This window comes from Lactobacillus gallinarum DSM 10532 = JCM 2011 (assembly GCF_001434975.1).
Lineage (GTDB): Bacteria > Bacillota > Bacilli > Lactobacillales > Lactobacillaceae > Lactobacillus > Lactobacillus gallinarum.
In genome coordinates, this window is the sequence record NZ_AZEL01000053.1 from 20,743 (window position 1) to 34,161 (window position 13,419).

A 13,419-nucleotide genomic window follows, 5' to 3' on the forward strand; every position below is an offset into this window, starting at 1 on the left:
GAAAATCATTTGACTGGCTATTCTAATAAGCTATACTATTAAGTGAAAATTCACTTGTGAAAAATATAACTAATATTTAGGGGATGTAGTTAATGAGAAAAGTTTTGGCGGTCAATTCGGGGAGTTCGTCATTCAAGTTTAAATTATTTTCATTGCCTGATGAAAAGGTAGTAGCACGAGGAATGGCCGATCGTGTAGGTCTGGCAGATTCTACCTTTACAATTGTGTTAGCTAATGGGGAGTCACATAAAAAGCAAATTGCTATTCCAGATCAAGAAGCTGCGGTAAATTTATTGATTAATGACTTGAAGAAATATCATGCTGTCGAGAAATTGCATGAGATTGTTGGGGTAGGACACCGTGTGGTAAATGGCGGTGAATATTTTAAAGATTCAGCCATTATTAACAAGGATAATTTACAAAAGATTTGGGATTTAGCTGGTTTTGCGCCTTTGCACAATCCTGCCGAAGCTAAGGGAATTGAAGCCTTTATGCATGTCTTGCCAGATGTGCCGCAGGTAGCCGTGTTTGATACCTCTTTCCACCAAACATTAGATCCTGTGCATTATCTGTATTCTATTCCTTATGATTATTACAAAAAGTATGGTGCGCGGAAATACGGTGCTCATGGCACCTCCGTGCATTACACTACCTTAGAAGCAGCTAAGATGATGCAACGCGATGTGAAGGACTTAAAGCTAATTATTTGTCACTTAGGCTCCGGTTCTTCGATTACCGCTGTTAAAAATGGCAAGTCTTATGATACTTCAATGGGCTTTAGTCCCTTGTCCGGAGTAACTATGGGTACGCGGTCAGGCGATATTGACCCATCTCTTGTGCAACACTTAATGCATAAAACCGGAGATTCAATTGATGAAATGATTGATATTTTGAATAAAAAGTCTGGTTTAATTGGACTCTCTGGTATTTCTTCAGATATGCGTGACTTGAAATATAACGATGATCCGCGAGCTGTTTTGGCACGCAAGATTTTTATCAATCGTGTTGTGCGTTATATTGGTTCATATCTTGCTGAAATGGGCGGCGCCGATGGAATAGTCTTGACCGCAGGCGTTGGTGAAGGCGACGTAGAAGTGCGCAAGCAGATAATGGATGCCTTTAGGTATATGGGTGTAAAACCTGACTATGAGGCTAATAAGAGCAATGGCCGGAAGTTTATCACTAAGCCGGATTCCAAGATTCAAGTGATGATCATTCCAACTAATGAAGAGTTGATGATTGCCCGTGATGTTGTCCGTTTAACTAAATGTTGCTAATAAGCATAAGCAGAAGTTATTCCGCAGAATAAAAAATAGATATTTTTCTTTAGGTCTGAAACGTACTTAAAATAAGTAGTGAAGAGATCGTTTTAGAAAGGAAAATATCATGTCAATTAAAGAAGATGCACAAAGAATTCATGCTAACTTATTAGAAAAAACGGATCCAGAAGCCTTAGAACGGATTAATCATTTTGCTTTTGATGAAGTACAAGCTGCGGTTGATTTGCCTGATAGAACTAAGATGTTGTCAACGCTGGCTTATTTGTTAGGGATGCAAGGGATTGACGAGTATAAGGTCATGCTTCCCGTTGCTCTTGATAACGGGGTTAGTCCAGATGAAGCTAAAGAAGTTTTGTATCAAGCTGTTGACTATTTAGGATTAGGTCGTGTTTTTCCATTTTTCAAAGCAACTAACGATATTTTGACTGCAAGAGGAGTAGATTTGCCGCTACCAGGTCAGTCAACCACAACGATGAAGAATCGCCTAGAAAAAGGTGAAGAGACGCAAATTCGTTTATTTGGTCCGCAAATGAAGGATTTTGCCAAGAAGGGTACCATCAACAAGTGGCTTGTAGATAATTGTTTTGGTGATTACTACACCAGAAAAGGTTTAGACGATCGTGACCGCGAAATGATTACATTTTGCTACATTGCTGCACAAGGTGGCTGTGAACCACAATTATTGTCACATGCGCAAACTAATATTAGATTGGGCAACGACAAGGAATTCTTAATGAAGGTCATTGAACAAAATGTGCCATTCATTGGATATCCTCGTTCACTTAATGCAGTGAGAATCGTTAACCAAGCTGATGAAGCAGTTAACGGCAAAGATTAGAAAATTAATAAATTAAGCCCTTTCATTTAACAGCTTAAGCTAATAGAACTAGAATAGAAGCTGTAGATGAAAGGAAGCTTATAATTATGGCAGATGCAAAAGAAATTGAACAAACAGCAATGATTGATCGTGAAATGGACCAAGTATTTGATTGGGCAAAGGGTAACTCAATGCCTATTCGTGACGCTATTTGGGACCACGAAATGGAAGCAAACAACCATGACACCATGAAGACTGAAGCAGCTTGTGAATGGATGCTCAAGGCCGATGATGACAAGATCAAGGATTACTGCGAAAAAAACTTAAAGAAGTAACTAAAATATTCTACTAGTCTTAATAATTTCGTCTGCTTTAAATTGACCAAATTTTAATTTGGTCAATTTTTTTGTATATTTCTTGCAAACGGCATATGAATTATCAATAATTATCAATAATTGTCTTGTTAATGAAATGGGTGATAAAAATGAGACTGAAATTGGAACATTCTGCTGGTGCAGTTATTTACCGTAGACGTGAGGATGGTCAATTAGAGTTTTTAATTGTTCAAAGCGTGATTAATGACAATTGGGGCTTTCCTAAGGGACACTTAGAAAATGATGAGGATGCTGAAACTGTAGCTAAGCGAGAGGTATTTGAGGAAGTAGGGTTAAAGCCAGAATTTGATTTTAATTTTGTTCAAAAAACGCGATATGCATTAGCTGCAGGTAAAGAAAAAATGGTTACCTACTTTTTAGCTAAATATGTTGCAGGACAAGAGGTAGTTACGCAAAAAGAAGAGATCAAGGGCGATAAGTGGGTAACACGTGCTGAAGCTGAAAAGTATCTCACTGTTTATGATAAGATGCGAGTGCTTGAAGCTGCACAAGACTATATTGAAAAAAGTAATTAAAGATCTACATAACAAAAAGACGAGAGCAATTAACTCTCGTCTTTTTAGTAGATGATTCTATGTGTTTGTTTATGGTTACCAATATCAAGTAAAATTAATTCAATTTGTTCAGTATATTCGTTAAAACGATAGTATAGTAACCAGTCATCGTTATACTGTCTATCTATATGCATTTCTCGTACACCTTTGTCTAAAGGTTTATGCTTTTTTAAAAATTTTTGATCGTTCGTCACGATTGCTTTGACGCATTTTTTTACTTTATCCATTGGATAATGTTTTCTATTATATTTTTTGGCAGATCGAATGAATAGTGGGGTATACTTAATCTTCATCATTCAAAGCCTTATCGAATCCTTGATTAAATTCTTCTAATGAATTAAATTCACCAGCGAATTCACCTCGATCAGCTTCCGCAATAGCAGCATCTAATTCAGTAGTTGGTTTTAATGATAGAGGGATACTTTTAGTATGTTGAACCTCTTTTAAATACATTTTTATTCCTGTACTCAAATCTAAACCATAATATTTAAAAATAGCAGCAACTTCTTTTTTATCTTTTTCTGGCATTTTAAAATTTACTTGACTTAATTTTTCTTTATTTGAAATCATAATATCAGCTCCTTATATCTATTTTATTGTAAGTTAAAGAAACTGTAAATAAAATAGATATAAGATATATAGCTAATTAATAGAAATGCAAGATTATACCAAAAAAGACGAGAGTAACAACTCTCGTCTTTTAGTCATTAAGAAAATGTGTTTTTAATTATATGAGGTAATATTATTTTCCCTAATTATTAGCTTAATTCCTTGATAATAGCTTCCAAGGTCTTCTTAGCTTCATCTTGAATTGGAGTTTCTGGGTGTTCTTCATCGTACTTGTTAAGCCAGTTCAAACGATCTTGCATTCTCTTAGCCAAGGTCTTTTGGTATTCTGGGTCTTCAAGGTGAACTTCGTAGCCTTCAATTGGTAAGTAGCTTACACCCTTGAAGTTACCGAATGGCTTGAAGTCGCTATCCTTAATGTTGCCGTTAGCCAAGTCTTCGATTAACTTCTTAGTAACTTCCTTTGGAATATCCTTGCCCATGAAGGCATCTGTGTTCAAGCTGTAGCAGCTTGCTCCACGCTTAGTGAACAATTCCTTGAAGTCAGTATAGTCACCAGATACTGGGTAAGCACGGAATGGGTCTGCGAATGGTTCGATAACCAAGGTGTTCATGTCGAAGCCCTTAGGCAAGTTTTCAGCACTAGTTCTCTTGGTTGCTAAAGTACAGCCCATAGTAGTTGCCAAAACTGGGTCGTCAATCTTGATGATTGGAGGCAATGAACCATCCTTCATAATCCAGAACAAAGCGGTAATTGGTGACTTTTCAAAGTCTACACGGTGAGGACTAGTGTAACGGGTCTTGATAACACGACCGTTGTTGTTACGTAAGTCTTCAGTAACGATAACTTTCTTACCGTTTGAGTCTAACGTTACGTCACAGTTCATAATAGTAGTGTAGTACTTAGTTTCGTGGTGACCTGCTGGGTAGTCGTGGGTCTTGTCGAAGTATGAAGGTTCAAGTGCTACAGATGAACCGTCTTCACGTGAAATGATGAATGCATCGTCGTGTAAAACGGTGATATCATATTTACCATCGTACATTTCGTGAGTCAAAGTTGACTTACCAGAACCTGACAAGCCGTAGAATGCGAAGGTCTTGTCGTCTTTATCGTCAAAGTGGAATGACTTTTCACCACCGTGACATGCAGTGTAGCCGTGACGGTGAGCGATAGCCCAAGCTAAGGTTAAGGTACCCTTCTTAAGTTCACCGAAGTAGCGAAGGTTGAAGACAGCAGCACAGTTATGTGGAGCGTCGAATACGCCTAAACCCTTTGGATAGTCTTCGTCTTGAACATTAGGATCGAAGTAGAAGTAAATATCAGGTTCATCATAGAACTTAGACTTTGCGTACATCTTTTCAGCTTCATCATCGAAGAAGTGGAAGTTCAAAATGTATGAAAGCAGGTTGAAGGCTTGATCTTCTGGCATCATGATGTGAGCCTTAACAGTAAATGATGGGTCAAGACCTACCAAAACAGTAGCCTTTAAGTATTTTTGTTCGTGGCCCTTGTAGATATCTTCACGCAAGTTACCGTTCAATGCTTCAGCATCTTCGTTAGGATTGTCAACGAAGTGACGTGCACTGGCAGTTCTACCTAAGATCTTACCGTGGTTGTAAACCAATTGGGTTGCACCATGTGGCAAGCCTAATTCTTTAGTGTGTAAGATTGGCAAGTCAGTAACAATAACGCCTGATTGCTTCTTTGCTAAATTATAAGCTTCAGCAACACTAGTTACTTCGTGTACGTTGTTGCCGTAAAATGCACTTTCGATAGTTGCACGAGTGCGGCTAAACATTGGATTTGCTTTTCTAAGTTCGTCTTGAGAATAACGTTCTTTTGTACTCATATTAAGTTTTTGTCCTCTCTAGGAAGCTATTAATTAAAACGCTTTCATTAACTTACAGCTATTATACTAACATACTTGACTGGGTATAACCACCTAAATATTAAAATATAAGGTTTATGAAATACGAAAACATATACATAAAATAAAAAAACGCAAAGAAGACGAAGAATAAAATAGATGATATAATATAGAACATACGTACGAAAAAGGAACATAAAAATGGATTCTAATCAGCTTTTTAAATATGTTTATGCTAAATATGGCTTGAAGTTTGAACCAATTGTGTCAGGTTCAACGGATACTTATGTATTAATGTCTCCACTTGATAGTGGCTATTTTGCTATGCTTTCTCGAATTAATGGTGAAAATTCAAGCAAGAGCAGTATTGTGGTTTTAGATTTAAAATGTGGTGACTTTGCTCCAACGATTCGTGATTTGCCTGGTTTTACTGATCCGGTTCGCATCAAGGGAGCAGAATGGGTAGGCGTAGTTTTGACTAATAATCGCGATGAGCAAGCGATTAAGAAGGCGCTAGATTATGCATTTAAATTAGCAATGAATGGTCAAGATACAAATGTCGCTAAGAGCCAATATTTTTATATTCCAGGAGAAAAAACAGAGGAAAAATATCAAGCGCAGCCAATAAAGCAGCGGTTGCCGCGTAGACAAGTTAACGATGAGATTCCCGATAAAATCAGACAAATGCGGGAATTATATGATTACAGTATTCTTCCTAGCACAGGTCGGCAGAAGAATTTTTATATTCAAGGGCAGTTTATGGCTGATTACGAAGATGAATATAAAAAATATTTTGCTTTCAAGCGTTTCTTTCCCACTTATCATGATATGAATGTGGGGCAATTGCGTAGTTACTTTACCTGGAGGACTAAGATTCGCAAGGGGGATTACCATCGCACTAGTACATCTTATGCATATGTATATTTGTATGAGCTGTTTAATAATATTGGCGTGGATAATCCACAGGATGGCTACGATAAACTGATTGCTTTTAAAAAGAATTATGTGGATAATTTCGATTTAGGAATTCAAACATATTTGGCAGATTGGATAAAGGATTACGTGCTTTATTATGGCTTAGGAAAAGAAAAAATAGCTGAGCATTTTGCCAAAGATATTGAGCAAGATCATGATGATGAAATATTGCATTATCCGCAAAAATATACGGCAGAAGAGTTAGCGGAAGTTTTTGCAAAAAAGACGACATACTGGAAATCTTCAAAAGTAATTGCAAAGAATAAAGAGGTTTTTGTTCAAGTTTTAAAATGTGTTTGGCAAGAGGTGTTAGATGCTAAAAAATATGGCATAGCTTATTACAGCGGCTTTGTAGCTAAGCCGAAGGTCGTTGAGCAGCCCGTTTTTAAGCTCGCAGTTTTCTACAGAAAAGCAAAAAAGCCAATGACGGTTAAGGTTGATGCTGTGAGAAAGTATTATTACAAAAAGGGTTGGTGGTACATTCATCAAGAAGAAGCTGTGCCAAGACAGCGAACGAACTTGAATACTTTTTTGCATGAAGTAGATCGTTTAGTACGCGAGAAGCTGAATTTAGGACGCGCAATCAAGCCGCGTTTTATTGATCAAGCCGTGTTAAAGGCGATTACGGCTGGAATTGTTGCTTATCAACAGCAAAAAAAACAGGCAAAGATTGATCAGATTAAAATTGATTTTTCTGATTTAGACAAGATTCGGGCCAATGCTTCTGTCACGCGTGATAGTCTGTTAACCGATGAGGAAAAGCAGCTTGAGCAAGAGGAACAAGAGCAAGTGCAAAAGCAGGAGCAGGAAGTAGAAGTTTCAGTAGATCAAGATGACTACGGTTTAGACAAAGACGAAATTTTTTTACTAATGGCTTTATTGCAAGGAAAGCCGTGGCAAGATTATGTGCAAAAACACCATCTAATGGTTTCGATTTTAACTGATAATATTAATGAAAAATTGCTGGATGAAATTGGCGATAGTGTGATCGAATTTAATGAACAAGATCAGCCACAAATAATTGAAGATTATGCGGATGATTTACAAGAAATGTTTTTAAAGGGATGATAAAATGCCAGAAAAAAGAAGAGTACCAAAAAGAATTGCACAAACTGTATTAAATTCACTAAAAGGTGGGGTAGTGCCGCGGATTGGTTTGCCTTATATTACAGTCGGCCGTAAAGAAGAAATTGAAGCCCTGCTTCATGATGTTGATATTATTCAAGATGGCGGTGCAAGTTTTCGTTTTATCGTTGGACGTTACGGTTCAGGCAAAAGCTTTTTACTGCAGACAATTCGTAATTATGTAATGGACAAAAATTTCGTTGTGGTTGATGGCGATTTGTCTCCAGAGCGTCGCTTGCAAGGTTCTAAAGGACAAGGACTAGCAACTTACCGTGAATTAATCCAAAATCTTTCTACCAAAACTCGTCCTGAAGGTGGGGCCTTAACCTTAATTCTTGATCGTTGGATTAATTCTGTGCAAAGCCAGGTAGCCCAAAGTGGTATTGCCAATGATGATCCCAAGTTTGAAGCTGAAGTAGATAAGAAAATCTATGCAGTAATTTCATCATTGAATGAATTAGTGCATGGTTTTGATTTTGCTAAATTGCTTAACATGTATTATCACGCTTATATGTCTAATGACGATGAAACTAAAGCTAAAGTGCTTAAGTGGTTTAGAGGCGAGTATAGTCATAAGACTGAAGCTAAAAAAGATTTGGGTGTGGATATTATCATTTCAGACAGCGATTGGTATGAATATCTCAAATTGTTTGCGGCTTTCTTCAGACAGGCAGGTTATGCTGGCCTCATGATCATGATTGACGAATTGGTCAACATTTTTAAAATTCCGAATGCGATTAGTCGTCAATATAATTATGAAAAGATTTTGACAATGTACAATGACACCTTGCAGGGTAAGGCGAAGTACTTAGGCATCATTATGTGCGGGACGCCACAAGCAATTGAAGACCGGCGCCGCGGCGTTTATTCATACGAAGCACTTCGCAGCCGGCTTGCTACAGGAAAGTTTGTTCAAAACGGTGCGCGTGATATGTACGCTCCAGTGATTAAGTTGCAGCCATTGACCGCAGAAGAAATGCTAGTTTTAACTGAAAAATTGGCGGACATGCATGCTAACTTATATGGCTATGAAAGAACTATTACTGATGATGATTTAGCACAATTTATCAAGATAGAGTATGCGCGCGTTGGTGCAGATACTAACATTACGCCACGTGAAATTATTCGTGACTTTATTGAATTGCTAGACATCGTTTGGCAAAATCCTGACACTAAAATCACGGATCTGCTTAATTCTGATCGTTTTAATTATGCAAAATCTGAGGCTGTCTCAGATAATAAAGAGCAAGATTATACTGAATTTAGAATTTAAGGGTAAAAAAGATGGATGTTTTTTCACATTATGCACCATTTATCCAAGACTATATTTATGAACATGGTTGGCAAAATTTACGTCCGATTCAGGTAGCAGCCGCGGAGGAAATTTTTGGGACGGAAGATAATGTGCTTTTGTCAGCTTCAACTGCGTCAGGGAAAACAGAAGCCGCATTTTTCCCGATCTTGTCAGATATCTATAATGAACCAGAGGATTCGGTCAAAGCGCTTTATATTGCGCCACTAAAAGCTTTAATTAATGATCAATACGATCGCTTGACGGAGCTTTGTCAGGATGTCGATATACCAATTTGGCGCTGGCATGGGGATGTAGCGCAAACGCAAAAAAGAAAGATGCTCAAGAACCCATCAGGAGTTTTACAAATTACGCCTGAATCGCTTGAGAGTTTCATGATCAATAAGCACATGGATATTCCTCATTTGTTTGGCGGGCTGAAGTATATTGTGATTGATGAACTCCATTCATTTTTGCGCAGTGACCGCGGTGGCCAAACCTTTTGTCTAATTGAACGTTTGTCAAAATTAGCAAATGTTAATCCCAGAAGAATCGGACTTTCAGCAACCATCGGTAATTTGCAAGATGCCAGCGATTTTTTAGGAGCTGGTTCAAATAGAAAGACGGTTGCACCTAAGGTGCAGAACGAACCACAGATTTGGCATCTTTCAATGGAACATTTTTATAAAACTGATCCACAGGCCAGCAGCAAGGATTTTGATCCTAGTCAAGTCGAGCCTATAACGGATAAGGCACCTGAATTGGCTGATCCAGGTATTGGTTATATTTTTGAACATACACGTGGTAAAAAATGCCTAGTTTTTACTAATAGTCGTGAAGAGTGCGAAGCGGTATGTCAGGAACTGAGGGCGTATTGCGCTTATAACCATGAGCCGGATCGCTTTATGATTCATCACGGTAATCTTTCACCGGCACTACGGGAAACAGCTGAAGCGGCGATGAAAGATGAAGATGTTTATATGACAACTTGTGCTACTGCAACACTGGAATTGGGAATCGATATTGGTCAGCTGGAATCAGCGTTTCAAATTGATGCTCCGTTTACGGTGTCAGGCTTTTTGCAAAGAATGGGGCGTACAGGTCGTCGCGGCAATCCACCAGAAATGCATTTTGTTATGCGCGAAGAACATCCAGAATCTCGGGCCATGCTGCCAGAATTAATTCCGTGGCCTCTTATTCAGGGAATTGCCCTGGTTCAACTTTACGCGGAAGAAAAATGGGTGGAGCCGCCTGAACCTAATCGCTTGCCGTATAGTTTGCTTTATCATCAAACTATGAGTACGCTCGCCTCTAGTGGAGAGATGACGCCAGCAGAGCTTGCCTCAAGGGTGCTCACTTTGTCGTATTTTCATAATGTTAGTCAGGAAGACTACAAAGTTTTGCTTAGGCATTTGCTTAAAATTGACCACATTGAATGGACCGAGAATAAAGGATTAGTAGTCGGGCTTGCCGGTGAAAAGGTTGTGAATAACTTTAAATTTTATGCAGTTTTTGCGGAAAATGAAGAATTTAGTGTTCATGCTGGCAGCGAAGAATTAGGTACAATTGTTAAGCCACCTCCAGTTGGAGACAAAATTGCAATTGCTGGTCGAGTTTGGGTAGTTGACGATGTCGATCGCAAGCGTCATCAAGTGTATTGCCATGAGGTGAAGGGAAGAATTCCTGCTTTCTTTGGGGATGTGCCAGGTGATATTCAGCCGAAGATTTTGCAACGAATGAAAAAGGTTTTGGAAGAGAAGGTCATGTATCCTTATCTGATGCAAAATGGCAAGGCACGCTTAACCCAGGCTCGTGATACTGCAGCTTTAGCTGGCTTAGCTAAAAAGAATTTGATTAAGCTTGGCGGCAATATGTGGTGTCTTTTCCCTTGGACTGGAACGTATGCCTTTTTGACGCTTGAACGGTTGATCAAAATTAAGTGCGGAGAGCAGTTGAATATCCGAGGTTTTAATTCATCTCGTCCATATTTTATGTATTTTGCGATGGATGGGGATGAACAAGACTTTTGGCGCATTCTTAAAGAGAAAGCTGACAAAGACTTTGATCCGCTGGATTTAGTCTATCCTAAAGAAATTCCAGGAATCGACAAGTATGATCAATATTTGCCAAAAGAGTTATTGCGTAAGGAGTTTGCTTATAGTGTATTAGACATTCAAGAGATGAAACGCTGCGTTAAGCAAATGGCGGATAACTATTTGGTATAATGGGAATATCTTGAAAAGGAAAGAGAAGATCAATGCTTAAAATTAATCAAAATGTATCTAAGGATGCACAAACCAGAACTTTATTAAAGGAATTGCTTAAGGTGCACCAAGTTCATCAAGCATACAATGTGCGTGATTTAACTGATGCGGACGAGCAAATTTTAGAGAAGGCATTTAATTTAACTCGAGAAATGATGCCTAAGATTTCTACTAAAAAGATCAAGTTTGCAGATAAAAAGTGGGATTCTTTGTTTAACTTTTTGATGGCAGAACAAATTGCATTTGCACGAGTTTTAGCTAGTGGCGATGATAACTTGAATGGTTATGTTCAAGCTAAGAATCAGGCTCAACAAGCTTATGCTTTAGCTGAAACTGCTATTAATAATTTAGAAAATGAAAAATAAAAAAGAGTCTCTCAGGACTTAATTAGTAAATTTTTAAAATCTTGTGTTGCCGAATTGCGATGATCATCAATTACGGCAAAAGTCACTTTTTTAATTGAAGATTTTTCTTTGAAGACGTTGTACCACATTTGGGCAACGTCTTTTGTTTTGAAACCAAAAACGCCGGCTCCCCATGCTCCTAGGATAAGGTGAGCAACGTGCTGACTCTCCGCAATTTGTTTTACGAAGGTCATCCGATTTTGTAAAGTTAGACAAGCATTTCTATACGAAATGCCGGATAGTTTTACTTGAGTGTAATTTGGAGCTGCACAGGAGATGATATCCACCTGTGCATAAATCTTGGGATGTGCAAATAAGATGTTAGGTGAATAAAGAGCGCGATTTTCGTAAAGAGAATGGTTAATATGAGCATTATTCCATTTGTAGTAAGTTTGTTCAAATGGCGCAAGACACTGATAAAGATCAGATTCAAGGCAAAGTACTTCCTCTTGAGCAACGATGCCGCGCAAGTATCCGCCACCTGCTTCTAGGTAATCCGCGAAGTTAAGTGCAGCTGTTTTTTCAGTTTGCCAATTAGAATGTGAAATTGCAGTAGCAGTATCTGTTGGCGTGAAACATAACTGTGGATAAGTTGAAGATGATGGAACTGAAAAGGTGGGTTGATCATTGTAGATAGTAGTGTTATCGACAGTTTCTTGGATTTGCTGTGTATAAATCTTGGTCATTTGTTCATTGTGATCTTTGATTTTAGGGATGCTGTACATGTTAGTTGCCTTCTTTTTAGTAAATATTGTATTTTCTAAATATAAGTATGAATTTTTGAAAAAATTTTGCCAACTTTTTGCGTATTAAATTGATGCCATTATAATAAATGCTAAGGGAAATTGAAGGGACAAGATTATGGACTACGAGACAAGACTTTTAGAAGAAAAGTAAGAGGGCAAAGAAGAAGGTAAAGAAGAAGATAAAGAAGATAAAGAAGAAGCTACTATTAGTGGACTTAAGAAGTTGATCACCGTATTAAAGAATTTAAGCAGTCCTTATGATCAGATATTGCATCAGTTAGAATTTACATATGGTGATCAATTTACTAAAAAAGAATTAGAAGATTTTATTAAGAAAGCTTAACTATTATAGATAATTTAATGAGAATAGCTAAAAGAGAGCAAAGTTCTTGGCATGTTTGCAAGCAGCTTGCCCATGCCCAACGCGTCTTGTCTCGCAGGCAGCGCCGGGTTAAAAAAAAAGGGCGCAATTTGCGGCTAGCAAAAAACTATCAAAAACAGCGCTTAGTTGTAGCTAAACTGCACGACAAGATCAGAAGACAGCGTAATGACTTCTTGCAAGTACTCTCAACTGCACTAATCAAAAACCACGATTTAGTAGTTGCCGAGGAACTAAGAAGCAGAAATCTGTTAAAGAATCATGCCTTGTCTCAAGCTATTTCAGATGTTGGTTGGCGCAGCTTCCTTAATATGCTGGCTTATAAGGCAGATCTATATGGCAAAGAATTTCTAACAATTGATCCTAAGTACACCACCCAAAGATGCCATCAATGTGGCAGTATTATGGGGCAAAACGGTTATAAGAAATTAACCCTTAAGGATCGGGAATGGACTTGTCCAATCTGTCGAACGCACCATATTCGTGATTGGAATGCGGCCGTGAACATCTTAGAAAAAGGATTAGGCAAGTGGCAGAATCCTAAAATAAAAGAAGCAGCCTAGAAAGGCTGTAGTCCGTTAGCAACTCGCGGACTCAAAAGGCTTTGGTAATTAGACGACCTCTATCGGCAATAGCCAAAAGATTATTGCTGGTAAGTCAAGTCCGTATCTAAGCAAGTTGGTGTTCTGGTTGGCGCAAGCTAACGAACCACTAAGCCCTAGACTTCAGTCTAGGGTAGTTGACCTGATTAAAA

General features: G+C 38.3%; 12 protein-coding genes and 1 pseudogene. 9 read left to right on the forward strand and 4 right to left on the reverse strand.

What is annotated here, in order from left to right:
• Nucleotides 1-92 precede the first annotated feature (92 nt).
• From FC37_RS07355 to FC37_RS07370, 4 genes are all read left to right on the forward strand, one after another.
• Entirely contained in the window at nt 93-1,277 is a 1,185-nt protein-coding gene (locus tag FC37_RS07355; RefSeq protein WP_025006283.1) for an acetate/propionate family kinase, read from the forward strand.
• Nucleotides 1,278-1,386: 109 nt separating this feature from the next.
• Nucleotides 1,387-2,118 (forward strand): carboxymuconolactone decarboxylase family protein, encoded by a 732-nt coding sequence (locus tag FC37_RS07360; protein WP_025006284.1) that lies wholly within the window; start codon nt 1,387-1,389, stop codon nt 2,116-2,118.
• Between the two features lie 86 nt (nt 2,119-2,204).
• On the forward strand, nt 2,205-2,432 hold the full coding sequence (locus FC37_RS07365) for a P8 family protein (RefSeq protein WP_003632732.1): 228 nt from the start codon (nt 2,205-2,207) through the stop codon (nt 2,430-2,432).
• Nucleotides 2,433-2,587: 155 nt separating this feature from the next.
• A complete protein-coding gene (locus tag FC37_RS07370; RefSeq protein WP_025006285.1) occupies nt 2,588-3,007 on the forward strand; it encodes a bis(5'-nucleosyl)-tetraphosphatase in 420 nt (139 codons plus the stop codon).
• 44 nt (nt 3,008-3,051) lie between these two features.
• Here FC37_RS07370 and FC37_RS07375 read toward each other — a convergent pair whose 3' ends face one another.
• From FC37_RS07375 to FC37_RS07385, 3 genes are all read right to left on the reverse strand, one after another.
• Entirely contained in the window at nt 3,052-3,342 is a 291-nt protein-coding gene (locus FC37_RS07375) for a type II toxin-antitoxin system RelE/ParE family toxin (RefSeq protein WP_338107506.1), read from the reverse strand.
• On the reverse strand, nt 3,329-3,616 hold the full coding sequence (locus FC37_RS07380; protein WP_025006287.1) for a type II toxin-antitoxin system RelB/DinJ family antitoxin: 288 nt from the start codon (nt 3,614-3,616) through the stop codon (nt 3,329-3,331). The genes FC37_RS07375 and FC37_RS07380 overlap by 14 nt, the downstream gene beginning before the upstream one ends.
• 188 nt (nt 3,617-3,804) lie before the next feature.
• Complete coding sequence (locus FC37_RS07385) at nt 3,805-5,463, reverse strand: phosphoenolpyruvate carboxykinase (ATP) (protein ID WP_025006288.1); 1,659 nt, start codon at nt 5,461-5,463, stop codon at nt 3,805-3,807.
• A 219-nt stretch (nt 5,464-5,682) separates the two neighbouring features.
• Between FC37_RS07385 and FC37_RS07390 the strand changes: the two genes are divergently transcribed.
• From FC37_RS07390 to FC37_RS07405, 4 genes are read left to right on the forward strand one after another with little or no spacing between them, the layout of a single operon-like run.
• Nucleotides 5,683-7,524 (forward strand): TerB N-terminal domain-containing protein, encoded by a 1,842-nt coding sequence (locus FC37_RS07390; RefSeq protein WP_056945582.1) that lies wholly within the window; start codon nt 5,683-5,685, stop codon nt 7,522-7,524.
• A 4-nt stretch (nt 7,525-7,528) separates the two neighbouring features.
• Nucleotides 7,529-8,854, forward strand: a complete 1,326-nt coding sequence (locus FC37_RS07395; protein WP_025006289.1) for an ATP-binding protein — start codon at nt 7,529-7,531, stop codon at nt 8,852-8,854.
• Between the two features lie 11 nt (nt 8,855-8,865).
• On the forward strand, nt 8,866-11,097 hold the full coding sequence (locus FC37_RS07400; RefSeq protein WP_025006290.1) for a DEAD/DEAH box helicase: 2,232 nt from the start codon (nt 8,866-8,868) through the stop codon (nt 11,095-11,097).
• 32 nt (nt 11,098-11,129) lie between these two features.
• Nucleotides 11,130-11,501 carry a hypothetical protein gene (locus tag FC37_RS07405; protein WP_025006291.1) on the forward strand — a complete coding sequence of 124 codons (372 nt, stop codon included), beginning with the start codon at nt 11,130-11,132 and terminating at the stop codon, nt 11,499-11,501.
• An 11-nt stretch (nt 11,502-11,512) separates the two neighbouring features.
• Here FC37_RS07405 and FC37_RS07410 read toward each other — a convergent pair whose 3' ends face one another.
• Entirely contained in the window at nt 11,513-12,265 is a 753-nt protein-coding gene (locus FC37_RS07410) for a TIGR02452 family protein (protein ID WP_056945583.1), read from the reverse strand.
• A 423-nt stretch (nt 12,266-12,688) separates the two neighbouring features.
• Between FC37_RS07410 and FC37_RS07415 the strand changes: the two are divergent.
• Nucleotides 12,689-13,228: pseudogene (locus FC37_RS07415) on the forward strand (RNA-guided endonuclease TnpB family protein); the annotation flags it as partial.
• Nucleotides 13,229-13,419: the final 191 nt, after the last annotated feature.